We start from the raw sequence: 23,875 nt of genomic DNA on the forward strand, positions 1-23,875 counted from the left end.
CCATGAAAGCGTGGATCACGCTGACGTCGGCGGCCCGCCGCGGCCTTGGAGTGGTCCGCCGGTCCGTCCGTGCGGCGCTGCGCACGGCGTACGTCAGGTGGCGCCGGTCGCTGCAGGCCCGGGTCGTGACGACGACGCTCGTCGTCTCCGCCCTGGTCGTGGCGGTGCTCGGCGTCTTCCTCATGCAGCAGATCACCACCGCGCTGCTGGAGGCCAAGGAGCGCGCGGCGCTGCTCCAGCTCGACGAGGGCGTCGGTGTCGCGCAGCGGCAGCTGGCCGGCGGCGGCTCGGACAACTCCGAGACCACCAAGAGCAGGCTCAACGCGATCGTCACCACGCTCGCCCACCGGAGCGGCCCGTCCGGCCTCTACGAGGTGATCATCCTCGACCGCGACGAGCCCGGCAGCGTCGGCTTCAGCTCCAACTGGATCCGGCTGAAGAGCATCCCGGCGGTGCTGATGCACCAGGTCGAGCAGTCGGACGCGAGCAAGCCCTACCGGACGTACGGCACGCTCACCTATGACGACGGGTCCTCGAAGCCCGGCCTGATCGTCGGCACCAAGCTGAGCCGCTACCAGCTGTACTACCTGTTCCCGCTGACGCAGGAGCGGCAGAGCCTGGAGGTCGTCCAGCAGACCATCCTCGGCGTGGGCGCGGCGCTCGTGCTGCTGCTCGCGGCGATCGCCTCGATCGTCACGCGCCAGGTGGTCGTCCCGGTGCGCATGGCGGCCCAGGCGGCCGAGCGCCTGGCCGCGGGGCGGCTCGAGGAGCGGATGAAGGTCCGCGGCGAGGACGACCTGGCCCGGCTCGCCACCTCCTTCAACGACATGGCGGCCAACCTCCAGGAGAAGATCGTCCAGCTGCAGGAGCTGTCGCAGGTCCAGCGCCAGTTCGTCTCCGACGTCTCCCACGAGCTGCGCACGCCGCTGACGACGGTCCGGATGGCCTCCGAGGTGCTGTACGAGGCGCGCGAGGACTTCGACCCGATGGCGGCCCGCTCCGCCGAGCTGCTGCACAGCCAGCTGGAACGCTTCGAAGGGCTGCTGGCCGACCTGCTGGAGATCAGCCGGTACGACGCCGGGGCCGCCACGCTCGACATCGAGCCGATGGACGTCCGCGACCTCGTGCTCCGGGCCGTCGGCTACACCGAGGATCTGGCCGAGCGCAAGGGCAGCAAGATCATTCAGCAGTTGCCGGGGGAGGCGACCATGGCCGAGGTCGACCGCCGACGCGTCGAACGCATCCTGCGCAACCTCCTCGTCAACGCGATCGAGCACGGCGAGGGCAAGGACATCGTGCTCACCGTCGCCGCGGACCGCGACGCCGTGGCCATCGCCGTCCGCGACCACGGCTGCGGCCTGCGGCCCGGCGAGGCGAACATGGTCTTCGATCGCTTCTGGCGCGCCGACCCGGCGCGCGCCCGTACGACGGGCGGCACCGGCCTCGGGCTGTCGATCTCGATGGAGGACGCCCAGCTGCACGGCGGCTGGCTGCAGGCGTGGGGCGAGCCGGGCCAGGGGTCGCTGTTCCGGCTGTCGCTGCCCCGGGTGGCCGGGGCCGAGCTGCGCGGGTCGCCGCTCCCGCTCGTCCCGCCGGAGATCGAGCTGCAGCGTGCGCCGTACGCCGAGCTGGAACTGGAGGCGGACGCGTGAGGTTCCGGATCTTCGCGGTCGTTGTGGTGACGCTCCTGGCGGGCGGCTGTGTCGGCGTCCCGCAGGGCGGCCGGGTGCTGAGCGGCAACGCCGGCGGCGTGGAACAGCCGATCGACGACCCGTACGTTCGGATCATCCCGGTCGGCCCCGAACACGACTGGCCGCCCAGCATGATCGTCCAGGGCTTCCGTACGGCCTCGTCAAGCTTCGACGGGCCGAACGGCGAGCACCAGGTCGCCCGCTCGTACCTCGCCTGCGCGTCCTGCTGGAAGCCGGGGGCCGCGTCGATCGTGTACGACCAGCTCGACCCGCCGACCTCCGAGGACAACGGTCCGGGGCAGGCGACGGTCACGCTCGAGGGCACGCAGCTCGGCAAGATCGGCGCCGACGGGCAGTACATCGCGGACCGGCGGGCGTTTAAGCAGGTCTTCCACCTGCGCCAGGACGCCCAGCGGCAGTGGCGCATCACCGAGCCGTTCCCGCCGGAGCTGCTGCTCAGCCGCGACGACGTCACGCGCGCCTTCCGCACCCTCGACCTGTACTTCTTCGCGCCCGACGCGCAGGTGCTCGTGCCCAACCCGGTGTTCATCCCGCTCGTCAGCCGGTCGTGGCTGGCGACCCAGCTCGTGAAGCAGCTGATCGCCGGTCCGACGACGTGGCTCAAGAACGCCTCCGTACGCTGGGCGTTCCCGGCCGGCACCAAGCTGCGCAGCCTGGACGTGAGCGGCGGTGTGGCCACCGTCGACCTGAGCCGCCAGGCCCGCGCCGGCGACCTGCGGAACATGTCGATCCAGCTGATGTGGACGCTGCGGCAGCTCCGCGAGGTCCAGCAGATGCAGCTGAAGATCGACGGCAAGGCGATCGACGTCCCCGGCGTGAGCGGGACGCTGCAGTCGACGCGGGACTGGGACGCCTTCGACCCGGACGGCAGCGGCGAGGAGCAGCCGGCCTACGTCCGCCGCGCCGACGGGCGGCTCGGCCACCTGGACGGCGGCGGCGCGCAGGTCGTCCTGTCCAAGCTCCAGGTCGCCCACCCTGCGATCTCCTACGACCACCGGCAGGTCGCCGCCCTGAACGCCGCGGCGGACACGGTCACCGTCACCGACCTGCTCGGCGGAGCCACCCGGACGACGCTGCACGCCACCGCCAAGGACGGCACCTTCACCACCCCGTCCTGGGACTCCCGGGGCAACGTCTGGGTCGCCGAGTCCACCGCCACCGGTTCCCGTCTCTGGGTGATCGAGGGAGGCACCCGGCCGGCCCCGGTGGACGGCTGGGCGCTCACGCCGTACCCGGTGAAGGCCCTGCGCATCTCCCGCGACGGCACCCGCGCCGCCGTGATCGTGAAGGTCGACGGCCGCTGGCAGGTCCAGCTCGGCCGGGTCGACCGGGCCCCGTCCGGTGGCCTGCAGGCGGAGGGGTTCATCGCGATCAGCTCGGAACTGCAGAGCGCCATCGACCTCGCCTGGAGCGCCACCGACCATCTCGCCGTCGTCGGCATGACGAACGCGAACCCGTCCCCCTCCCTGTTCGACGTGCCGGTGAGCGGCGCCCCCATCTCGCCGATGATCGGCCCCGGCGGGGAGATGACCACGGTCGCCGCCTCTCCAGGCTCCCCGTTGCTGGTCACCCAGCGCGTCACGGGCTCGGCGTCGCCTAACGCCAAGACCCTCAACGTCTGCCGGCTCAGCGACCGGTTCGACGAGTGGAAGTGCTACAACGGCACCTCCGACCCCGCCTACGCCGGCTGAGACCGCTCTGAGCCTCTCTCGTACGCGTGTGCGACTCGCGGGGTCTCCCGTCGGCTTCCGCCCGATCATGGGGCCCTGCTCGCTGTTCATGCGGGTCTGATCGGTCACGCCGGGCCGCCCACGCCACGCTCTGGCCGCCTACGCCGCCGTACGGCGCCCATTTGTCGCTTACGTCCGGCGGCGGCCGTCAGCGTCGTCCACAGGCCCGCTGAGAGGGCTGGTGGTCGCCGGGGGCGCACCGGCAGGCTTCGGTCTGTGGGACTCCTCGGCGCCGCCCTCGATCTCGTGCTGCCCCAGCGGTGCGCCGGCTGTGACGACGCCGGCGGGTTGCTGTGCGTCGCCTGCGCCGCTCTGCTCCGCGGCCCCGCCCGGGTGTGCCCGCCCCGGCCCGTACCGCCTGGCTTGCCACGGCCCTGGGCCGTCGCGGCGTACACCGGGGCGGTAAGGCAGATGATCGTGGCGCACAAGGAGCGTGGGCGCACCGGACTGGCCCGGTCACTCGGGGCCGGTCTCGCGGCGGCGGTCCGGGCGGCCGCCGGCGACACCGAGGGGCCCGTCCTGCTGGTGCCGGTGCCGTCCTCCCGCGCCTCCGTACGCCGCCGGGGGCACGATCCGACCCTCCGTCTCGCGCGGACGGCCGCCGGCGAGTTGGCCCGGGCGGGCACGGCTGTGTCCGTCGCCCGGGTGCTGGCGCACCGGCGCCGGGTCGCCGACCAGTCCGGGCTGACGGCGACGGAGCGGGCGGCCAACCTCGCGGGCGCTCTCACGGCATGGCGCGACCTGCGCGGCGCCACGGTGATCGTGGTGGACGACGTGATCACCACCGGGGTGACGCTCGCGGAGGCGGCCCGCGCCCTGCGGGCGGCCGGCGCGCGGGTGTGCGCGGCGGCGGTCGTGGCCGCGACGCGTCGGTACGGCGAGGGGCCGAGTGATCCCGGTCACGTTGGGTAACGGATTTCCGGTCGACCTTCTTGAGTGGCCGCTCAGGCCGGCAGAGCCGCTCGCCGTGCGCGCCGCCCGTCCGGACCGGTCCGGACGATCACACTCGGTGGCAGGTCCGACGCGAGCGGTGGCACGCGCTGGCGTACCGTGGCCCGCCTTACGCGAACCGCGAAATCCGCCCGTCCGGAGCCGTCCCCGGGTCGGCTGAACACCGTGTCTCGCCTAGTGGGCGGCCGGTCCGGACGAGGTTCCCGAATGCCGCGTCAGGGGACCGAAACGGCGCCCGGCCATGACTATCCGTGGTTTTCTCGGCCCCACCCCCCTGACATTCGCCCGGAGAGGGGTTAGCGTTCCTCACATGACACCCGCCCGGGTCCGTGGTTGCGCCGAGCCTCTACCGGCCCGGCAAGCCGATGCCAGCCGCAGGCTAAACGGCCCACGTAAGGCGACTTTTTGTCGACCGATCACGGTGCGGCTTAGAGGTAAGTCCTGCCTCGCCGGGGGATCAGATGTCCCCCGGACCGGGAGAAGGGCAGTAGTGGCGAGAGCGCCGCGAGACCCTCAGCAGGCGGATGTGGGGACGAAGACCAGGTCGGCCGGGCGGGTGTTGTCCCCTAGGGGTCCGGCGACCGATGACCGGATCCGAAGCACCTACCGAGCCCGGCGTTCCCGTCGCTGACAGGTCAGCGACCGGGGAGGAGGGGGGTCCCCCAGTGGAAATCATCGTCAAGGGTCGTCACACGGACGTGAACGACCGTTTCCGCCGACACGTGGACACCAAGATCTCCAAAGTCGAGAAGCTGGACCCGAAGGTCATGCGCATCGACGTCGAGGTCTCTGAGGAGCACAATCCCCGGCAGTCGGACCGCCGTGAGCGCGTCGAGCTCACCATCCACTCGCGCGGTCCCGTGATCCGGGCGGAGGCCGCCGCGGACGACCGTTTCGCGGCGCTCGACATGGCCATCGGCAAGCTCGAGGCGCGGCTGCGCCGCCTGAGCGACCGGCGCAAGCCGCACGGCGGTCATGGCGGCCACGGCGGCCATGGGCGCGCCCGCCTCGCCATGGCGCTGGCGCCGGAGACCGTCGACACGGCCGTCGCCACGGCTGCGGCCGAGGCTCCGGCGACGGAGACCGCCACCGACATCGCGGACTCCTGGCGGGAGGAGGTCGCCGAGCGGCCGCAGGCCGAAGAGGGCATCGTGCCCATCTCGATGGAGGGCGACTGCCCCCTGGTGGTGCGCGAGAAGTCCCACAAGGCGGCGCCCATGACGATCGACCAGGCTCTGTTCGAGATGGAGCTGGTCGGCCACGACTTCTTCCTCTTCCGCGACAAGGACTCCGGCGACGCCAGCGTGGTCTACCGTCGGCGCGGCTGGGACTACGGCGTCATTCGGCTCGTCGAAGAGTGACCTGTCGAGGAGAGTGACCTGTCGAAGAGTGACCTCGCGCTTGCGCCGCGCCATTGCCTCGACCACTCTGGTCTCGGATGCGCCCCGCGGTGGGGCGCCCAGGACTCCCCGAGCTTGATCTCAGCCCCGCGACATGCCCAGGATTTGATCATGGGCAGGCGCACCGTTTGGAGGATGAGTTGAGCGAGACCCCCGAGACTCGCGGCACGGTCGCCGGTGATCCGATCCGCGTGATGATCGTCGACGACCACGCCCTGTTCCGCCGTGGTCTGGAGATGGTGCTCGAGGATGAGGACGGCGTCGAGGTCGTCGGGCAGTGCGGTGACGGCCAGGAGGCGATCGAGCAGGTCGGCGATCTGCTGCCGGACATCGTGCTCATGGACATCCGCATGCCGCGTCGCGGTGGCATCGAGGCGTGTACCGCCATCAAGGACCAGGTGCCGAGCGCGAAGATCGTCATGCTGACGATCAGCGACGAGGAGGAGGACCTCTTCGAGGCGATCAAGGCGGGAGCCACCGGTTACCTGCTGAAGGACGTCTCGATCGACGAGGTCGCCGACGTGGTGCGGGCCGTGCACGACGGCCAGTCGTTCATCAGCCCGTCGATGGCGTCCAAGCTCATCACCGAGTTCGCGGCGTTGGCCAAGCGCGGCGAGGAGCGGCAGCAGCAGGTCCCGGCGCCCAAGCTCACCGAGCGCGAGATGGAAGTGCTCCGTCTCGTCGCTCGGGGCCTGGGCAACCGGGAGATCGCCAAGGAGCTGTTCATCTCCGAGAACACCGTGAAGAACCACATCCGCAACATCCTCGAGAAGCTCCAGCTGCACTCGCGGATGGAGGCGGTGGTCTACGCGGTACGGGAGAAGCTCCTCGAGATCAGCTGATGTCGGTCGGCTTCATGGGATCGCCTGCGCGATGCGTGAAAAGCTTTTCGCGATTCAGCCGAGGCCGGTGTCATGACGACGGCTTGGGTCATGCGCCAGGAGCTTTTCGGTTCAGCTGAGGCGGGTCGTCTTCATGGCGGTGGTCTGGGTGATTCGCGAGGAGCTTTTCGGGATCAGCTGAGGCCGGTCCTCGTCATGGCGATGGCCTGCGCCATGCGCCAGAGGCTCTTCGACATCAGCCGAGGCCGATCTCCTTCAAGGCGGTGCTCAGCAGCGCGGCGAACTCAGGCGGATCGAGGCGCTCCACGCGTACGGCGTCGCAGCCGACCCAGGAGGCCGCCTCCCGCAGCGCGTCGGCCAGGTGCGCGGCGGCGCGCTCGGCGCGGGCGGGGGTGCTCACCGCCCCCGGCTCCAGGGACGCCTTGCGGACCACCAGCGTGGTGCCCTCGCGCGCCGGGTCGATGCGGCCGATGAGCCGCCCGCCGGCGAGGAGCGGCATGGTGAAGTAACCGTGCACGCGCTTGTCACGCGGCACGTAGGCCTCGAGCCGATGGTCGAAGCCGAACACCCGCTGGGTGCGCTTGCGGTCCCAGACGAGCGAGTCGAACGGCGACAGCAGCGTCGTACGGTGCCGCCCGCGCGGCGGCGGGGCGGCCAGTGTCTCCGGATGCGCCCAGGCGGCGCCCTTCGCGCCGTTGCCGCCCTCCCAGCCGGCGACCGTCACCGGGATCAGCCCGGCAGCCTCGACCACCGTGTCGACGTCCTCACCGCGGACGCGGACGTAGTCGGCCAGATCGGCCCGGGTCGCGACGCCCAGCGCCCGCGCGGCACGGCGGACGAGCGTCGTCACGCATTCGGTGTCGTCCGGATCCGACTGCCGCAGCTCGGCCGGGATGGCCCGCTCCGGCAGGTCGTACACGCGCCGCCAGCCCTCCCGCCGAGTGCACACCACCTCACCGGTGGCCAGCAGGAACTCCGCGGCGATCTTCTGGTCCGTACGGTCGAACCACTCGCCGCCCTTCTTGGCGCCGCCCAGGCCCGTGACGGTGAGCGGCCCTTCGGCGCGTAGCCGGGCGAGGACGCCGGCGACGGCCTCCTCAGGCGTGCGATGCCAGTGCCGGCCGCGGCGGCGGTAGTCACGCCGGCGGAAGGCGTACAACGGCCAGTCCTCGATCGGCAGGATGCAGGCGGCGTGCGACCAGTACTCGAACGCGGCGGATCCGCCCCAATAGGCCCGCTCGACGCTCGTACGCCCGACCGGGCCGAGCCGGGCGTAGGCGACGAGCTCGTGGGATCTGGCGAGCACGGAGATCGTGTCGAGCTGCACCGCGCCGAGGTGCCGGAGCGCACCGATCGCGCGGCGGGCGTCCGGATCGCCGCGCAGCCCGGAGACCGATGCGGGCGCGACACGCCCGAGGAGGCCCTGTGCGTGCAGCTGGATCCGGCGCGCCTCATCGGCGGTCAGCTCGTGGGTCGGCATGGCCCGAATCGTAGGGTCCGACACCGACAAAACGCTTATGCGGGTTGACGCCTCAAGGGGAGCCGGCCGGGCAGGAGCCCGGCCTCCAGTGATGGGATCAGCCGTGCGGGTGCGTGGCGGCCGGGTCCGTGGCGGTCGCGGGGCCCTTGGCGCTCTCGACGGCCCGCGCGTGCAGCACGGCCGGGTGGGCCTCCTCGGGGATGACGCGCGGGGCGTCGATGATCACGTCGTCGAAGATGCGCACGATCATGCCGATCACACCGCCGACCGCGACGATGCCGACTCCGGTCCAGAACAGCCACCACGACGGCCCGGAGACCATCGCGACGCCGCCGACGCCGAACCCGATCCACATCACGATGACCGCCACCCACGAACTAGGGCGGCCTCCGTGAGAACTGCCGGCCATGTGTTTTCCTCCCCGGGGATACGCGTTCGTCGATGAACGCGGTTCTACGTTGTGCTTTGTCGTGCGGTTCCTCGCGCAGCCAACGATAAACCCGGGGCGCGCGGCCGCTGTGGCCGAGTCCCGTGATATCGACGTCGTCCCGCTGTACGGTTGGACTCGCCTACGATGACACCGTACGGGTCGTGTATGCACCGTCGGACATGACCCCCGGCGATTCCACGAATGGTTCGAGGAGCTTCCGAGAGTGCCAGTAGTCATCGACAAGATCCTTCGCGCGGGCGAAGGCAAAGTTCTGCGCAAGCTCAAGCGGATCGCCGACCAGGTCAACTCCATCGAGGAAGACTTCGTCGACATGAGCGACGCTGAGCTGCGCGCGCTCACCGAGACGTACAAGGAGCGCCTGGCCGATGGCGAGACGCTCGACGATCTGCTTCCCGAGGCGTTCGCGACGGCCCGTGAGGCTGCCAAGCGCACGCTTGGCCAGCGCCACTTCGACGTGCAGATCATGGGCGGCGCTTCGCTGCACATGGGCAACATCTCCGAGATGCGTACCGGTGAGGGCAAGACCCTGACCTGTGTGCTGCCCGCGTACCTCAACGCGCTGTCCGGCAAGGGCGTCCACGTCGTCACCGTCAACGACTACCTGGCCAAGCGCGACGCCGAGTGGATGGGCCGCGTGCACCAGTTCCTCGGCCTCGAGGTCGGAGTGATCCTGGCCGACATGACGCCGGAGGAGCGCCGCAAGGCGTACGAGGCCGACATCACGTACGGCACGAACAACGAGTTCGGCTTCGACTACCTGCGCGACAACATGGCGTGGAGCCTGGACGAGTGCGTCCAGCGCGGCCACCACTTCGCGATCGTGGACGAGGTCGACTCGATCCTCATCGACGAGGCGCGGACCCCGCTGATCATTTCCGGCCCGGCCGAGCAGAACTCCAAGTGGTACGTCGAGTTCGCCAAGATCGTGCCGCGGCTGAAGCGCGCCACCGACGGCCCCGAGGGCGAGGACGGCGACTACCAGGTCGACGAGAAGAAGCGCACGGTCGGCATCCTGGAGACCGGCGTCGAAAAGGTCGAGGACTGGCTCGGCATCGACAACCTGTACGACTCGGTCAACACGCCGCTGGTCAGCTTCCTGAACAACGCCCTCAAGGCCAAGGAGCTGTACCGGAAGGACAAGGACTACATCGTCAACGCGGGCGAGGTCCTGATCGTCGACGAGTTCACCGGGCGCGTCCTGCACGGCCGTCGCTACAACGAGGGCATGCACCAGGCCATCGAGGCCAAAGAAGGCGTCACGATCAAGGACGAGAACCAGACGCTCGCCACGATCACCCTGCAGAACTTCTTCCGGCTGTACGACAAGCTCGGCGGCATGACCGGCACCGCGCAGACCGAGGCGGCCGAGTTCAACAAGATCTACAAGCTGGGCGTCATCCCGATCCCGACGAACAAGCCGATGATCCGCCAGGACGTCTCCGATGTCGTCTACAAGACGGAGCAGGCCAAGTTCGAGGCCGTGGTCGAGGACATCAAGGAGCGGCACGAGAACGGCCAGCCGGTCCTGGTCGGCACCACCTCGGTCGAGAAGTCCGAGAAGCTCTCGCGGATGCTCAAGCGGCGCGGCGTCCCGCACGAGGTGCTGAACGCCAAGCACCACGAGAGGGAGGCGATGATCGTCGCCGAGGCGGGCCGCAAGGGCGCCGTCACGGTCGCGACGAACATGGCCGGTCGAGGCACCGACATCATGCTCGGCGGCAACCCCGACCACATCGCCGACAAGGAGCTGCACGCCCGCGGCCTGTCCCCGCTCGAGACTCCGGAGGAGTACGAGAAGGCCTGGCCGGATGCGATCGACAAGGCCAAGAAGGCGGTCAAGGAGGAGCACGACGAGGTCAAGGAGGCCGGCGGCCTCTACGTCCTGGCCACCGAACGCCACGAGTCGCGCCGCATCGACAACCAGCTGCGCGGCCGGTCCGGCCGACAGGGCGACCCGGGCGAGTCCCGCTTCTACCTGTCGCTCGAGGACGACCTGATGCGGCTGTTCAACTCCGCCCGGGTCGAGGCGATCATGACCCGGCTGAACATCCCGGACGACGTCCCGATCGAGTCCAAGATCGTCTCGAACGCCATCCGGTCGGCGCAGCACCAGGTGGAGCAGCAGAACTTCGAGATCCGCAAGAACGTCCTCAAGTACGACGAGGTCCTCAACCGCCAGCGCCAGGTGATCTACGCCGAGCGCCGCCGGGTCCTTGAGGGCGCCGACCTGCACGAGCAGATCACGCGCATGGTCGACGAGGTCGTGGCCGGATACGTCACCGCCGCCACCGCCGAGGGCTTCCCGGAGGAGTGGGACCTCGACAAGCTGTGGAAGGCGTTCAAGCAGCTCTACCCGATCTCGATCGCCGCCGACGACCTGGTCGAGGAGGCCGGCGGGCAGGCCGGGCTCACCGCCGAGCTGCTCACCGAGAAGATCGGCGAGGACGCCCAGGAGGCGTACGTCAAGCGCGAGGAGGAGCTCGGCAGCGAGGTGCTCCGCGAGCTGGAGCGTCGCGTCATCCTGTCCGTCCTCGACCGCAAGTGGCGCGAGCACCTCTACGAGATGGACTACCTCCAGGAGGGCATCGGCCTGCGGGCGATGGCGCAGCGCGACCCGCTGGTCGAGTACCAGCGCGAGGGCTACGACATGTTCACCGCGATGCTCGAGGGCATCAAGGAGGAGTCGGTCGGCTACCTCTTCAACCTCGAGGTCGAGGTCGCCGAGGAGGACCGCGCTCCGGCGGTGGCCGGGGTCGGCGAGGCGCCGGTCGAGCTGGCCGCGTCCGGCGACGAGGCACCGGAGATCGTCGCCAAGGGCCTGGCGGAGTCCGCCCGCCCGCAGACGCTCAGCTACTCGGCGCCGACCGTCGACGGTGAGGGCGGTGTGGAGACCCACACCGAGGACACCGAGGACGCGTTCGCCGACGTGTCGCGCAACGACCCGTGCCCCTGCGGCTCGGGCAAGAAGTACAAGCGCTGCCACGGCGACCCGAAGAACAACTAGCGAACGACGACCGAACGGCCCCGGGCGATCTCGCCCGGGGCCGTTCGTCTTCTCCGCACCCATGCCTCTCAGGATGGCGGGAGCGCCGTTTCGATGGCGGCGCAGCGCCACCGGCCGCGGCCGTGCTCCAGGCGTAGCGCGAGGGCGTGGACCCGCGGTCCGAAGGTCGCGATCGCGGTGACCTCCGCGACGCCGGGCGCGGGCGCGCAGACCCGCACCGTGCCGAGCCGCGGAACCGTACGCGTCGGCATCCGGGCGGCGAATCCGTCCAGGTGCTCGAACAGCTCCGGCGTCGTACGACCGGCCAGGTGGTGGTACGGGCGCAGGCCGGCCAGCACCTCCAGGACGAGCCGGGCGATGAGCCGCGCGTCGCTCCGTACGTCGGGCCGACCATCGCGAACGACGCCGAGCGGCGGCCGAGCCACACCGGTCCGCCGGGCTTGGCCGAGTGGCCGAGCCGCGCCAGGCGGCCGGGCCTCAGTACGCGGCTGGGCCACACCGCGAGGCTGGGCCTTGTCGTGCGGCTGAGCCGTGCCGGGCGGTCGGGTCTCGCCGGGTGGCCGGGCTACACCGAGTGGCGGCCGGGTCCGGCCGGGTGGTGGGCTGGAGTCCAGGGCGACGGCGAGTGAGCCGTACACGGCGATCTCGGGGGACGGGCCGGAGCCGTACGGGATCAGCCGGATCGGGGTGGAGCGGCGTGCGGGTGGGGTTCTGCGCATGACGGGCCTCCCTTGGTGACTGCCGCGCGGGGAGGGCGGCAGCCACAAAGAGGCCCGAGAAGGCCCGTTGATACGTTCTGGCCGGATCCGGCCAGCTGTGTGCTCTTAAGGGGGCCGGCCCGAGTAAGCACAAAACGGATGGATCGTATTGCGCGCCCAGCCCATGACCGGCGAGGAAAAGAGCGCGGTGGCCGTGACGATCCAACCGGCCGCCGGCACCGACTTATCGGCGCGAGGCCGGGCGGTTGCGCCGGGGGATCTCCAGCGCGCCGCGCAGCTGGTAGCGGTCGGCGCGGTAGGTCGACACGGCGAGTTCGACGCACGTGCCGTTCATGAACGACCGGCGCTGGAGCAGGAGGACCGCGCTGCCGCGGGGCAGGTCGAGCAGCCGGGCGTCGGCGGCGTCCGCCAGGCCCGCCTCGATGGTCTGCTCACCCGCGTCGAAGACCACGCCGAAGCGCTTCTCCAGCACGTCGTACAGCGAGGCGTCGCCCAGGGGAGTGTCGAGCAGGCCCGGCGCCACGGTGGCCGGGATCTGGGAGCGCTCCACCGCCATCGGCTCCCCGTCGGCGGTGCGCAGGCGCTCGATGACGTGGACGCCGGTGCCCACCGGGACGCCGAAGACCCGGGCGAGGTTGGCGTTGGCCTGCACGGTGCGGTGGTCGAGGTCGCGGGCGCCGGGTTCGAGGCCGCGGGCGCGCATGTCCTCGGTGAAGGAGACGAGCCGCAGCGGCATCTCGATCTTCGGTCGCGCCACGAACGTGCCCTTGCCGGGGACCCGGTACAGCCGGCCCTCGGTGACCAGGTGGTCGACCGCCTGGCGGACCGTCATCCGCGACAGCCCGAACCGCTGGCAGAGCTCGCGCTCCGACGGGATCGGAGCGTCGACGGGCAACTCCGCGTCGTCGATCAGTTCGAGGAGGATGCCGCGAAGCTGGAAGTACTTCGGAACGGGGCTGGTGGGGTCGATCTTCCCCATTGGGTACCTCTGGCAGGGATGTCGGGGTTGAAGTATGGTTCAGACTGGTCTAGTCCGGACTAGACCACATGTCAGATCCCACTGTCAATGCAGGTCAGGGCTACGAAGCCGTAACGACAAGATCACAGGCGGAAAGATGGGAAAGTTCTGGTGAGCACCTCACGCATGCGTTCGGAGATCGGCGAGCAGCCCGCCGCCCTCCGCGCCACCCTCGACGCACTGCTTCCCCGGATGCCCGAGATCGGCCTGTTGGCGCAGGACACCCGCCAGGTGCTGTTCATCGCGCGCGGCTCCTCGGACAACGCCGCCGTCTACGGCAGCTACCTGATCCAGACGCACGCCGGGCGACTGGCGACCCTCGCCTCGCCGTCGGTGGCCACGACCTACAAGAAGCGGATCGACCTGTCCGGCGTCCTCGCGGTCGCGATCAGCCAGTCGGGCAAGACTGAGGAGATCGTCGAGTCTCTCGACTGGGCCGCCGACTGCGGCGCCCGTACGATCGCCGTCACCAACGGCGAGGGGTCGCCGCTGGCGGAGACCGCGCAGGTCGCGCTGGTCACGAAGGCCGGTGACGAGCTCGCGGTGCCCGCGACCAAGACCTACACCACCCAGCTGGCGGCGCTGGCCGTGCTCGGCATCGCGCTCGGGGCGGACGTGGACGTCGCGGACCTGCGCCGCGCGCCCGACGAGGTCGAGCGGCTCATCGCGGCCACCGAGGACTCCGGCAACCTGGCCCCGATCGTCGACGGGCTCTCGGGCGTCCCGGGAGTGGTGGTCTCCGGGCGCGGCATCGCGTACGGCACCGCCCTGGAGCTGGCCCTCAAGCTGAAGGAGGCGTGCTACCTGCACGCGATGGGCCTGTCCTACGCCGACCTGCTGCACGGCCCGATCGCCGTGGTCGACGACGAGACGCCCGCGATCCTGGTCGCCGCCGACTCCGGCCCCACGCTGGCCGGCACGGTCGCGCTGGCCGAGCGGGTCGTCGCGGCCGGCGCCCGGGCGTACGGCGTCGGAGGTGGCAGTGCCCTGTCCGGAGCGACCTCATGTGCACTACCTGGTCCGGATCTGCCAGAGTGGGTATCGCCCCTTGCCTTGATCGTGCCCGGCCAGCTGCTGACGGAGGCGCTGGCTCGCGGGCTCGGCATCGACCCCGATGTCCCGCGCGGTCTCGACAAGGTCACTCAAACGGATCAATGATCAGGAGGACCACATGGCCGAGCGCCGTGTCCGGGTCGAGACGAAGGTAGGGCTGCACGCCCGACCGGCCGCGCTGTTCGTCCAGGCGGCGACGAGGACGCCCCTGGACGTCACCGTCGCCAAGCCGGGTAAGGACCCGGTCAACGCCAAGAGCATCCTGTCCGTTCTCGCCCTCGACGCCCAGCATGGCGAGGAGATCGTGATCAAGGCGGACGGCGACGGCGCCGACGCCGTGCTCGAGGAGCTGGCGGGATTGGTGACCGAGCCGAGTGCCTGACGCCCTGCGCGGCACCGGGGTCAGCCCCGGCGTCGCGGCCGGGCCGGTGCGGTCGATCTCCGGGGCCGTGCCCGAACCGCCCGCCGGCGAACGTCACACGGGTGACGCCGCCGGCGAACGCACGCGTGCGCTCGCGGCGCTGGACGCCGTCGGCGCCGACCTCGAGGAGCGCGGCGCGCGTGCGGGCGGCGAGGCGCAGGAGGTCCTGGACGCCCAGGCCATGATGGCCCGTGACCCGGGGCTCGCGGACCTGGTCACCGGGAAGATCGACGATGGCACGTCGGCGCCGCGCGCGGTGTACGAGGCGTTCGGCGTCTTCCGCGCGACGCTGGCCGGCGCGGGAGAGTACATGGCGGCCCGGGTCGCCGACCTCGACGACATCCGCGACCGGGCCATCGCGGCCCTCATGGGTGTGCCCGGCCCCGGGCGTGCCGGAGTCCGAGGAGCCGTTCGTCCTGATCGCCCGGGATCTCGCCCCGGCCGACACCGCCCTGCTCGACCCGGCCAAGGTCCTGGGGTTCGTCACCCGGGACGGCGGGCCGACCAGCCACACCGCGATCCTCGCCCGCGCGATGGGCGTGCCGGCGGTGGTCGCCTGCTCCGGCTGTATGGATCTGCCCGACGGCACGGTCGTGCTCGTCGACGGGGCCTCCGGAGAGGTGCACCCGCACCCCGCCGACGAGGAGATCGCGGCCGCCCGGGCGGCGGCCGAGGCGCGGACGGCCGTGCTCGACGCGGCGACCGGGCCCGGTACCACCGCCGATGGATACCGGATCCCGCTTCTCGCCAACGTCGGCGGGCCGAAGGACATCGAGGCCGCGCTGACGCGAGGCGCGGAGGGCGTCGGACTGTTCCGCACCGAGTTCCTCTTCCTGGGCCGTACGACGGCGCCCTCAGAAGAGGAGCAGGAGGCGGCCTACCGAGCCGTGCTGGAGGCGTTCCCGAGCGTCGTGGTCCGGACGCTCGACGCCGGGGCCGACAAGCCCCTCGCCTTCCTGCCGCCGCCGGGCGACGAACCCAACCCGGCGCTCGGCGAACGCGGCCTGCGGCTCTTCCAGAACCACCCCGGCGTGCTGGAGGGCCAGTTGCGCGCCCTCGCCCGCGCCGCCGAGGGACTGGACGTCGAGCTCAGCGTGATGGCCCCGATGGTGGCCGACGCCGCGGAGACCCGCGCCTTCGCCGCGGCCTGCCGCGCGGCCGGGCTGCCCCGCGCCGGCATCATGATCGAGGTTCCGGCCGCGGCGTTGCGGGCCGCCGACCTCGCGGCCGAGGCCGACTTCTTCAGCCTCGGCACCAACGACCTCGCCCAGTACACCTTCGCCGCGGACCGTCAGATCGGCGCGCTGGCCCGGTTCCAGGACCCCTGGCAGCCCGCGCTGCTCGACCTCGTGGCCATGGCCGCCGAAGCGGCGGCGGACGCGGGCAGGAGCTGCGGCGTCTGCGGCGAGGCCGCCGGCGACCCGGCGCTGGCCTGCGTGCTGACCGGCCTCGGCGTCACGTCGCTGTCGATGAGCGCCCCATCGCTGCCCCACGTACGCGCCGCACTGTCCGCCCACACCCTGGACCAGTGCCGCCGCGCCGCCGAGGCCGCCCGCCGCGCTACCGACGCCGACGGCGCCCGTACGGCGGCCCGGACGGAACTCCCCGAGCTGGAAGCCCTCGGCCTGTAGCGGCCAGCCGTTAGGCCTGGTCGGCCCCGCAGACGACCGTTCCAGCCGGGCTCACGGTCAAGGGCCGGTCGGTACCCGGATCACTCGTTTGCCGCGCGCGTGGCCGGGGCGCCTGGTCGATCTCCTCCTGTCGTATTCGACCGCGCGCGTCATCGGTCCGCCTCCGCGTCCACGATGACGACCAGCTTGCCGCGGGTGTGGGAGCCCTCCAGGTCTCGGTAGGCCCGCGCCGCGTCGCTCAGCGGGTATGTCCGGGTCACCGGGTCGGGCAGGGTGCCGTCGAGGGCGTGGGCGGCGATCGTGGCCATCGTGTCGGGCTTGAGGTTCGTGGTGCCCATCACCGTGGTCACCGCCGGATGGCTCGGCGTGCCCGGCGTGGTGCTGAGCAGGCGGCCGCCGGGGCGCAGTGCCCCGGTCGCCGTGATCACCTCCTCGCCCGTCAACGCCAGGTTCACCACCGCGTCGACGCCCCCGGGGTGACGGCTCAGGACCTCCTTGACCAGGTCCGTCTCCAGGTAGTCGATCATCTCGGCGGCTCCCATGCCGCGCAGGTACTCCCGGTCGTTCGTGGTTCCCGTGGCGATGACGTCGGCCTGCCCGGCCAAAAGCGGCACGACGACGCTGCCGATGCCGCCCGGAGCGCCGATCACCAGGACCGTCTCGCCCGGCTGGAAGCGTCCGAGCTCGATCAGCGCGAGCCCGGTCATGCCGGTGCTCGGCAGGGCGGCCGCCGTGGCGGCGTTCAGCTTCGGCGGCCTTTTCGCCAGGTACGGGCCGGCCTCGATGACCGCGTATTCGGCCATTGCTCCGGAGGTGACGGCAGGAATCCCCACTCCGGAGGCGAACGACGGGGGCGCTCCGAACCCGAACACCTCGTCGCCCTCCTCGAACCCCTCCGTCCCGGGGCCGAGCCCGGTCACCGTGCCGGCGACGTCGAAGCCCGGGACGAACGGGAAGTCCAGCGGGACCATCTCCCGGATCGTGCCGGCGGTCAGCAGCAGGTCGGCCGGATTGAGCGAGGCGGCCGCCACCCGGACCTGGAGCTGTCCGGGACCGGGCTCGGGAATCGGCAGGTCTTCGATGGCGAACGAATCGGGCGCACCGTACGCCCGGACGACCAGAGCTTTCATGATCACCCTTTCAGCGAGACACTTTGTCGCGCAAGATGCATGCTGTCCGGGACCGCGCAGGGTGACCAGTCTCAGCCTGGCTGTTCTGTCTCAAGCTGGACAAGGAGCCGAAAGTGTCTCAGGAGAACGTCCGGGTCCGGCGCACGCGCACACTGCTCAGGCAGGCGTTGATCGAGCTCATCGAGGAGCGCGGGTTCGAGCGGGTCACGGTCGGACAGATCACCGAGCGGGCGATGGTGAGCAGGGCCGCCTTCTATCGCAACTACCGCGACAAGTACCAGCTGGTGGAGCAGATCTTCGAGGAGGCCATGGCCGAGGTGCGCGGCGCCATGGCGGACGGCCCGGACACTCCCGCGCTCGAGCGGTGGACCGGATTCTTCGAACACGTCGCCCGGTACCACCGCCTCTACGGCGCGCTGCTGGGCAGGAACGGCAGCAGTTGGTTCGCCGACCGGATGCGGGCGACCCTCGCCGGCATGGCCGCAGACCACCTGCCCCAATCCGCGGACGACCTGGTCCCGACCCTCTTGGCGGGGATGCATCTCCAGGCCATCACGTGGTGGCTGGGCACCGGCAGATCCCTGCCGCCGGAGGAGATCGCCGTACGGACGGCCAGGCTCGCCGCCGCCCTCATCGTCGAGGCCAACGCCGACGATGAGGCGACGGCACTGAACGCCGACATCCCGACGAAGGAGTCGCCATGACCGTCCGGGCCGTTACTCCCAGGTCAGGCGCCTTCCACGTCTTCAGCCGGTGATCCGGCCGCCGGAGACGTCGATGGTGAGCCCGGTCAGCCAGGAGGCGGCGTCGGAGGCGAGGAACAGGGCGGTCTGGGCGACGTCGTCGGTGGTGCCGATGCGGCGGAGCGGGTGCAGCGCGGCGACCTTTTCGCGTACCTCGGCGGGCATGTGGGCGTCGACCTTTTCGGTGGCGATGGTCGACGGCGCGACGCAGTTGACGCGGATTCCGCGCGGCCCGACCTCGGCGGCCAGGTGGCGGGTGAGCATGACCAGCCCGGCGTTGGCGACGCCGTAGGCGAGGTTGGCCTGGCTCGGTTGACGTCCCGCGGCCGAGGACATCGTCAGGATCGTGCCGTGGCCGCGTTCGAGCATGCCCGGCAGGAACGCCTTGACGGTCAGGAACGCCGAGGTGAGGTCGGAGTCGAGGACCTCCCGCCAGCGCTCTTCGGTGAGGTCCTGGGAGGCGACGGGCATGCCCTGACCGCCGGCGAAGGCGGCCAGCACGTCCACCGGGCCGAGCCGTGACTCGACCCGGTCGCGTACGGCCTCCAGGGCCCTGGCGTCCGTGACGTCGGCCACCGCGTCGATCGCGGTGCCGCCGTCCTCGGTGATGCCGGCGACGACCGAGGCGAGGGCGTCCTCGTCGCGTCCGACGACGCAGACCTTGGCGTCCTGGGCGGCGAAGGCCCGGGCGGTCCGCGCGCCGATGCCGCGCGATCCGCCGGTGATGACGACGGCCTTGCCGGCGAGGTCCGGATAGGTGGCGGTCATGGGACGAGTCTCCTTGTCACTGGTGGCGGGAGGGACGGGTGCGCGGGAGCAGGGCGGCGACGGCCACCAGCCAGAGCAGGCCGCCGAAGCGGACGATCGGCAGGAGGAAGCCGAGGGAGAGGGTCGCCAGGGTGAGTGTGGACAGCATCCCGGCGGCGGCCAGGACGAGGCCCGTCCAGGTCACGGCGCGCGGCAGCAGCCGGGTGAGCAGGCCCGTCACCGAGATCCCCGCGATGAGCATGGCGAACGTCACCACGTAGGCCGGGCCGCCGGCCAGGAAGGACAGGTCGGCGAGGGCGCGGGCCAGCGCGGGGTCGGCCTTGTCCGGGAGGCGGCCGCCGCTCCAGGCGGACATCGCGCTCAGCGTCAGCGCGCCGGAGGCCAGGACGCCGCCGACGAGGGTGATGGCCGACCCGGGCGCGGTGACGCCGAGGGCCCGGAGCCGCCGGTAGAGCACTGCCGCCGTGAGGGCGAGGGGTACCGCGGAGGCGAACAGCAGGAGGGCGCCCACCTTGATCGCGGTGCCGTGGGCGCGTGTGTAGTCGAGGACCGCGAGTCCGGAGGCGTCCGGATGCGGCGTGGCCCGGTTGGCGACGACGTAGCCGACGGTCAGCGCGGTGAAGGCGAGGACGGGCGCGAGCAGCGGGGGACCGGCCTGCGGTCGGCGACCGGTCACGGGGGCGGTGGTCATGGTGTCTCCTCGATGCGAAACCGTGTACACAAGATAATCATTACATATCGGAACGATTGTCAAGCGTATACAGTGTCCGGGTGAGCATGGATCGCAGACCTGACGGACCCCCGGCCCAGGGCGGGGCGGCGTTCCTGCTGGCCCAGCTGGGGTCCCACGCGGCCCGGCTGTTCGCCGACCGGGTCGCCGCGCTGGACCTCACGCCCCCGCAGGCCGGCCTGCTGCGGATGCTGGCCGCGAGCCCCGGCCGCAGCCAGCGCGAACTCGCCGGCGACCTCGGCATGCCGCCGAGCCGCTTCGTTCCGTTCGCGGACGAGCTCGAGGGGCGCGGCCTGATCGAGCGCCGGAAGAACCCGAACGACCGGCGTTCGCACGCGCTGTACCTGACCGAGAAGGGCGGCGGGCTGCTGGCCGAGCTCCGGGAGGTGGGCATGGCGCACGAGCGGGACATCTGCGCGGCGCTGTCCGCCGACGAACACCGGGAGCTGGTCGCGATGCTCCGGCGCGTCGCCGAGCAGCAGGGCCTCACCCTGGGCGTGCACCCCGGCTACCGCTCTGCGTAGCGGCCCGCAGGCGCGCCGGATGGCCCTGGCCCGCGCCTGCGTGACCGTCCGTACGGTGCCGCTCACCCTCCGGGCCGGATCGGTGGGCCGCCCACCGGCGCGGTTGCCGGACGCCGATCCCATGGTTAGCGTCGGGCGGGACGTGAAGCGGCTTCCGGGGAGGGCGGGACAGTGAGACGGACCGGCGGTCTGCGGCTCCTGGCCGCCGTCGCCGCGGTCACCACGACCGCGGCGGTGTCCGCGTGCGGGGCCAGCGCGCGCTCCGACGACGGGCCCGCACGGCGCACGGCGGCGGGAAAGCGGACCGCGCCGAGCGCCCGTCCCAGCCCGGACCCGGTCGTCGCGCTCGTCCGGCGGATGAGCACGGCGGACAAGGTCGGCCAGCTGTTCATCCCGACCGTCCAGGGCACCACCGCGTCCGCCGCCGCCGCGATGATCGGGCAGTACCACCCGGGCGGCGTCATCTACTTCCCGGAGAACCTGCGCACCGCGCGGCAGACCGCGACGCTGTCCAACGGCCTGCAGCGCGCCGCGATGAAGGCCGGGGTTCCCCTGCTCGTCGGCACCGACGAGGAGCAGGGCATCGTCTCCCGCGTGCCGTACATCACCCGGTTCCCGACGAACAAGGCGCTGGCCTCCACGAAGAACCCCGACGACGACGTACGCACGGCGGCTCGCGTCACCGGCGAGGAGCTCCGCGCGATCGGCATCAACCAGGACTTCGCGCCGGTCGCCGACGTCAACGTCAACCCGCGCAACCCGGTGATCGGCGTCCGGTCGTTCGGCCCCGACCCGCAGAAGGTCTCCCACCTCGTCGGCGTCGCGGTCGACGCCTACCGGGCGACCGGGCTCATCGCGACCGCCAAGCACTTCCCCGGGCACGGCGACACCGCGACCGACAGCCACACCGGGCTGCCGGTGATCAAGCATTCGATGGCGACCTGGCAACGCCTGGACGCGCCGCCGTTCAAGACCGCCATCGCCCACCACATCGACATGATCATGACGGCGCACATCGTCGTCCCCGGTCTGGATCACTCGGGTGATCCGGCCACCATGTCCAAGACGGTCCTGACGGGCCTGCTCCGCGAGAAGCTCGGCTACGACGGGGTCGTGGTGACCGACTCGCTCAGCATGGCCGGGGCGACGATGAAGTACGGCGCGCCGCAGGCGGCGGTCCGCGCCGTGCGGGCCGGCGCGGACATGCTCCTCATGCCGCCCTCCCTGAGCAGTGCCTACCGCGCCGTGCTGGCCGCGGTGCGGTCGGGGCAGATCCCGCAGAGCCGGCTCGACCAGGCGGTGACCCGCATCCTGCGGATGAAACAGGAGCGGGGGCTGTTCCGCTCGCCGTACGTCGACGCCTCCCAGGCCTCCCGGATCGTGGGTTCGGCGGAGCACCGTACGGCCGCGCGCGGGGTCGCGGCGCACGTTCGATCAGGTCGTTGACGATCATGTGACATCCGAACCGTTGACGCGCGTCCATGTGCGGAACTAAGTTCCAGAGGCTGGTCTCATCCAGTCATTTTCTTTCTATTCGTCTTCGGGGGCGGACGGAAGGAGTCTCGATGTCCCGTCGCCGACGGCTCGCCGCGATCAGCACGGCGTCGCTCGTGGCCATCGCCGGACTGGGTGCGGGGAGCGCCCAGGCGGCACCCGCGTCCGGGAAGGACCAGAGCGTTCTGCGGGTCCTCCGCAAGATGACCCTTGAGGAGAAGGTCGCTCAGCTGTTCGTCCTGCAGGTGTACGGCACGAGCGCCGACACCAAGGACCCGGCCGCCGTCGCGGCCAACCAGAAGCTGTACGGGGTGGACAACGCCCAGCAGCTGATCGACAAGTACCACCCCGGCGGGATCATCTACTACTCCGTCGACCCGCCCAACCTCGCGAGCCCGCAGCAGGTCGCGCACCTGTCCAACGGGATCCAGCACGCGGCCATGCGGCAGCGGGTGCCGATCCCGATGACCATCGTCACGGACCAGGAGCAGGGCAGCGTGGTGACCCGCGTGCCGGCTCCGTTCACGCAGTTCCCCGGCAGCCAGGCCCTCGGGGCCGGGCGCAAGCCGCGCGACGCGTACACCACCTCCAAGATCACCGGGCAGGAGCTGCGGGCGATCGGCATCAACACCGACTACGCCCCGGACTCCGACGTCAACGTCAATCCGGCGAACCCGGTGATCGGGGTCCGGTCGGTCGGCTCCGACCCGACGCTGGTCTCGAAGTTCGTGGCGGCCGAGGTCGACGGCTACCGGGCCTCGGGTGTCATCCCGACGGCCAAGCACTTCCCGGGCCACGGCGACACCGACACCGACAGCCACACCGGCGTGCCGGTCATCCACCACACCAAGGAGCAGTGGGAGAAGCTCGACCTGCCGCCCTTCAAGGCCGCCATCGCGCACGGCGTCGACTCGATCATGACGGCGCACATCATCGTCCCGGCGCTGGACCCGTCCGGTGACCCGGCGACGCTGTCCAAGCCGATCCTCACCGGCATCCTCCGCGACAAGCTGCACTTCAAGGGCGTCATCGCCACCGACGCCCTCGCCATGCAGGGCGTCCGCGACAAGTACGGCGACGACCGCGTCCCGGTGCTGGCCATCAAGGCGGGCGCGGACGAGCTGGAGAAGCCGCCGGTGGACGCCAAGGGCAACGGCCTGTACGACCTGCAGTTCCACGCGGTGGTCAACGCCGTGAAGAACGGGGAGCTCACCGAGTCCCGGATCGACCAGTCGGTCTACCGGCTCCTGGAGCTGAAGAAGACGCACGGCCTGTTCGCGAACCCGTACGTCGACGAGAGCAAGGTCGCCTCGCGGGTCGGCACGGCCGCGCACCTCGCCGCCGAGCAGCGCGTCACCGACCGCACGACCACTCTGGTCAAGAACGGCGACCTCCCGCTGAAGAAGGACGGCCGCAAGGTCCTCGTGACCGGCTGGGGCGTCTCGACCACCCAGACGCTCGCCGACGACATCCACAAGCGGGGCCCGGCCACGACGGTGTACCAGACCGGCGCGAGCCCCTCGCAGGCGGCGATCGACCAGGCCGTGGCCAAGGCCAAGGACAACGACGCCGTCGTCGTGACCACCAACCGCGCCTGGGACGTCTCCACCGAGTCCGGCCACAACGGACCGGGCCAGGCGAACCTCGTCAAGGCGCTGGTCGCCACCGGCAAGCCGGTCATCGTGGCGGCCGTACGCGACGCGTACGACATCGCCTACTTCACCGAGGCCAAGACCTACCTCGCCACCTACGGCTACACGCCGGCGTCGCTGGAGTCGCTGACCAAGGTGCTGTTCGGCGAGATCAGCCCCCAGGGCAAGCTGCCCGTCACGATCCCCGCCGCCGGCGACCCGAAATCGACCCTCTACCCCTTCGGCACGGGCCTGACCTTCCGCAAGTAGTCCGCCCGGCCTCCCGCCCCATCGATGTCCGGATCGATGGGGCGGGGTGGGCGTCGACGCCCCTGGACCGGGCGTGGGACGGCGGGACCCCGCCGGCCGCCGTCCCACGCCCCATGGTCGATGAACACGATTCCCGGCTTCGACGAAGCATGGGGGGACGTTGATCAACAACG

The 23,875-nt window shown here is 71.1% G+C and carries 19 protein-coding genes and 1 pseudogene; 13 read left to right on the top strand and 7 right to left on the bottom strand.

Features of this window, described 5'->3' with window-relative positions:
• Positions 1 to 2: 2 nt before the first annotated feature.
• From mtrB to ACYVF7_RS08805, 5 genes are all read left to right on the top strand, one after another.
• Positions 3 to 1,652, top strand: a complete 1,650-nt coding sequence (mtrB, locus tag ACYVF7_RS08785) for an MtrAB system histidine kinase MtrB (RefSeq protein WP_460337518.1) — start codon at positions 3 to 5, stop codon at positions 1,650 to 1,652.
• The gene (locus ACYVF7_RS08790; RefSeq protein WP_460337521.1) at positions 1,649 to 3,403 is read left to right on the top strand and encodes an LpqB family beta-propeller domain-containing protein; all 1,755 of its coding nucleotides are present in this window, start codon (positions 1,649 to 1,651) and stop codon (positions 3,401 to 3,403) included. The genes mtrB and ACYVF7_RS08790 overlap by 4 nt, the downstream gene beginning before the upstream one ends.
• A gap of 255 nt (positions 3,404 to 3,658) precedes the next feature.
• Positions 3,659 to 4,354 (top strand): ComF family protein, encoded by a 696-nt coding sequence (locus ACYVF7_RS08795; protein WP_460337524.1) that lies wholly within the window; start codon positions 3,659 to 3,661, stop codon positions 4,352 to 4,354.
• A 704-nt stretch (positions 4,355 to 5,058) separates the two neighbouring features.
• On the top strand, positions 5,059 to 5,754 hold the full coding sequence (hpf, locus tag ACYVF7_RS08800) for a ribosome hibernation-promoting factor, HPF/YfiA family (protein ID WP_460337527.1): 696 nt from the start codon (positions 5,059 to 5,061) through the stop codon (positions 5,752 to 5,754).
• A 179-nt stretch (positions 5,755 to 5,933) separates the two neighbouring features.
• Entirely contained in the window at positions 5,934 to 6,635 is a 702-nt protein-coding gene (locus ACYVF7_RS08805) for a response regulator (RefSeq protein WP_425551308.1), read from the top strand.
• A gap of 235 nt (positions 6,636 to 6,870) precedes the next feature.
• Here ACYVF7_RS08805 and ACYVF7_RS08810 read toward each other — a convergent pair whose 3' ends face one another.
• Together ACYVF7_RS08810 and ACYVF7_RS08815 are read right to left on the bottom strand one after the other, a co-directional pair.
• Entirely contained in the window at positions 6,871 to 8,115 is a 1,245-nt protein-coding gene (locus ACYVF7_RS08810; protein WP_460337532.1) for a winged helix-turn-helix domain-containing protein, read from the bottom strand.
• A gap of 97 nt (positions 8,116 to 8,212) precedes the next feature.
• The gene (locus tag ACYVF7_RS08815) at positions 8,213 to 8,524 is read right to left on the bottom strand and encodes an HGxxPAAW family protein (protein WP_460337535.1); all 312 of its coding nucleotides are present in this window, start codon (positions 8,522 to 8,524) and stop codon (positions 8,213 to 8,215) included.
• 244 nt (positions 8,525 to 8,768) lie between these two features.
• On the opposite strand from ACYVF7_RS08815, the gene secA reads away from it, so the two are divergent.
• Entirely contained in the window at positions 8,769 to 11,570 is a 2,802-nt protein-coding gene (gene secA / locus ACYVF7_RS08820) for a preprotein translocase subunit SecA (protein WP_460337537.1), read from the top strand.
• A gap of 68 nt (positions 11,571 to 11,638) precedes the next feature.
• Here secA and ACYVF7_RS08825 read toward each other — a convergent pair whose 3' ends face one another.
• The gene (locus ACYVF7_RS08825; RefSeq protein WP_460337540.1) at positions 11,639 to 12,289 is read right to left on the bottom strand and encodes an Rv3235 family protein; all 651 of its coding nucleotides are present in this window, start codon (positions 12,287 to 12,289) and stop codon (positions 11,639 to 11,641) included.
• Positions 12,290 to 12,512: 223 nt separating this feature from the next.
• Positions 12,513 to 13,268: a GntR family transcriptional regulator gene (locus tag ACYVF7_RS08830; RefSeq protein ID WP_460337543.1), complete on the bottom strand. Its 756-nt coding sequence runs from the start codon at positions 13,266 to 13,268 to the stop codon at positions 12,513 to 12,515.
• Positions 13,269 to 13,433: 165 nt separating this feature from the next.
• Between ACYVF7_RS08830 and ACYVF7_RS08835 the strand changes: the two genes are divergently transcribed.
• From ACYVF7_RS08835 to ptsP, 3 genes and pseudogenes are all read left to right on the top strand, one after another.
• Positions 13,434 to 14,465: an SIS domain-containing protein gene (locus ACYVF7_RS08835; protein WP_460357845.1), complete on the top strand. Its 1,032-nt coding sequence runs from the start codon at positions 13,434 to 13,436 to the stop codon at positions 14,463 to 14,465.
• Positions 14,466 to 14,478: 13 nt separating this feature from the next.
• Positions 14,479 to 14,742 carry an HPr family phosphocarrier protein gene (locus ACYVF7_RS08840; RefSeq protein ID WP_460337546.1) on the top strand — a complete coding sequence of 88 codons (264 nt, stop codon included), beginning with the start codon at positions 14,479 to 14,481 and terminating at the stop codon, positions 14,740 to 14,742.
• Positions 14,735 to 16,412: pseudogene (gene ptsP / locus ACYVF7_RS08845) on the top strand (phosphoenolpyruvate--protein phosphotransferase). Before ACYVF7_RS08840 ends, ptsP begins: the two are co-directional and overlap by 8 nt.
• 149 nt (positions 16,413 to 16,561) lie before the next feature.
• Here the strand turns inward: ptsP and ACYVF7_RS08850 are convergent.
• Positions 16,562 to 17,542 carry an NADP-dependent oxidoreductase gene (locus tag ACYVF7_RS08850; RefSeq protein ID WP_460337549.1) on the bottom strand — a complete coding sequence of 327 codons (981 nt, stop codon included), beginning with the start codon at positions 17,540 to 17,542 and terminating at the stop codon, positions 16,562 to 16,564.
• A gap of 113 nt (positions 17,543 to 17,655) precedes the next feature.
• Between ACYVF7_RS08850 and ACYVF7_RS08855 the strand changes: the two genes are divergently transcribed.
• Entirely contained in the window at positions 17,656 to 18,246 is a 591-nt protein-coding gene (locus ACYVF7_RS08855; RefSeq protein WP_460337551.1) for a TetR/AcrR family transcriptional regulator, read from the top strand.
• A gap of 42 nt (positions 18,247 to 18,288) precedes the next feature.
• Here ACYVF7_RS08855 and ACYVF7_RS08860 read toward each other — a convergent pair whose 3' ends face one another.
• Positions 18,289 to 19,053, bottom strand: a complete 765-nt coding sequence (locus tag ACYVF7_RS08860; RefSeq protein WP_460337554.1) for an SDR family NAD(P)-dependent oxidoreductase — start codon at positions 19,051 to 19,053, stop codon at positions 18,289 to 18,291.
• 16 nt (positions 19,054 to 19,069) lie between these two features.
• Positions 19,070 to 19,744: a hypothetical protein gene (locus tag ACYVF7_RS08865; protein WP_460337556.1), complete on the bottom strand. Its 675-nt coding sequence runs from the start codon at positions 19,742 to 19,744 to the stop codon at positions 19,070 to 19,072.
• A gap of 86 nt (positions 19,745 to 19,830) precedes the next feature.
• Here ACYVF7_RS08865 and ACYVF7_RS08870 point away from each other — a divergent pair, with 86 nt between their 5' ends.
• The 3 genes from ACYVF7_RS08870 (at position 19,831) to ACYVF7_RS08880 (ending at position 23,702) form a co-directional block, all read left to right on the top strand.
• On the top strand, positions 19,831 to 20,307 hold the full coding sequence (locus ACYVF7_RS08870; protein ID WP_460337559.1) for a MarR family winged helix-turn-helix transcriptional regulator: 477 nt from the start codon (positions 19,831 to 19,833) through the stop codon (positions 20,305 to 20,307).
• 171 nt (positions 20,308 to 20,478) lie between these two features.
• Positions 20,479 to 21,753, top strand: a complete 1,275-nt coding sequence (locus ACYVF7_RS08875; RefSeq protein ID WP_460337562.1) for a glycoside hydrolase family 3 protein — start codon at positions 20,479 to 20,481, stop codon at positions 21,751 to 21,753.
• A gap of 119 nt (positions 21,754 to 21,872) precedes the next feature.
• Positions 21,873 to 23,702 (top strand): glycoside hydrolase family 3 protein, encoded by a 1,830-nt coding sequence (locus ACYVF7_RS08880; RefSeq protein ID WP_460337565.1) that lies wholly within the window; start codon positions 21,873 to 21,875, stop codon positions 23,700 to 23,702.
• Positions 23,703 to 23,875: the final 173 nt, after the last annotated feature.

The sequence above is a fragment of the Actinoallomurus acanthiterrae genome, from assembly GCF_054775715.1.

What these genes read in the sequence shown, in the direction of transcription:
- ACYVF7_RS08825 (WP_460337540.1), bottom strand. Translation starts at nt 12,289, where the DNA reads ATGCGCAGAACCCCACCCGCACGCCGCTCCACCCCGATCCGGCTGATC.
- ACYVF7_RS08865 (WP_460337556.1), bottom strand. Translation starts at nt 19,744, where the DNA reads ATGACCACCGCCCCCGTGACCGGTCGCCGACCGCAGGCCGGTCCCCCG.
- ACYVF7_RS08835 (WP_460357845.1), top strand. Translation starts at nt 13,434, where the DNA reads ATGCGTTCGGAGATCGGCGAGCAGCCCGCCGCCCTCCGCGCCACCCTC.
- ACYVF7_RS08815 (WP_460337535.1), bottom strand. Translation starts at nt 8,524, where the DNA reads ATGGCCGGCAGTTCTCACGGAGGCCGCCCTAGTTCGTGGGTGGCGGTC.
- mtrB (WP_460337518.1), top strand. Translation starts at nt 3, where the DNA reads ATGAAAGCGTGGATCACGCTGACGTCGGCGGCCCGCCGCGGCCTTGGA.
- ACYVF7_RS08830 (WP_460337543.1), bottom strand. Translation starts at nt 13,268, where the DNA reads ATGGGGAAGATCGACCCCACCAGCCCCGTTCCGAAGTACTTCCAGCTT.
- ACYVF7_RS08860 (WP_460337554.1), bottom strand. Translation starts at nt 19,053, where the DNA reads ATGACCGCCACCTATCCGGACCTCGCCGGCAAGGCCGTCGTCATCACC.
- ACYVF7_RS08850 (WP_460337549.1), bottom strand. Translation starts at nt 17,542, where the DNA reads ATGAAAGCTCTGGTCGTCCGGGCGTACGGTGCGCCCGATTCGTTCGCC.
- ACYVF7_RS08880 (WP_460337565.1), top strand. Translation starts at nt 21,873, where the DNA reads ATGTCCCGTCGCCGACGGCTCGCCGCGATCAGCACGGCGTCGCTCGTG.
- ACYVF7_RS08840 (WP_460337546.1), top strand. Translation starts at nt 14,479, where the DNA reads ATGGCCGAGCGCCGTGTCCGGGTCGAGACGAAGGTAGGGCTGCACGCC.
- ACYVF7_RS08870 (WP_460337559.1), top strand. Translation starts at nt 19,831, where the DNA reads ATGGATCGCAGACCTGACGGACCCCCGGCCCAGGGCGGGGCGGCGTTC.
- ACYVF7_RS08810 (WP_460337532.1), bottom strand. Translation starts at nt 8,115, where the DNA reads ATGCCGACCCACGAGCTGACCGCCGATGAGGCGCGCCGGATCCAGCTG.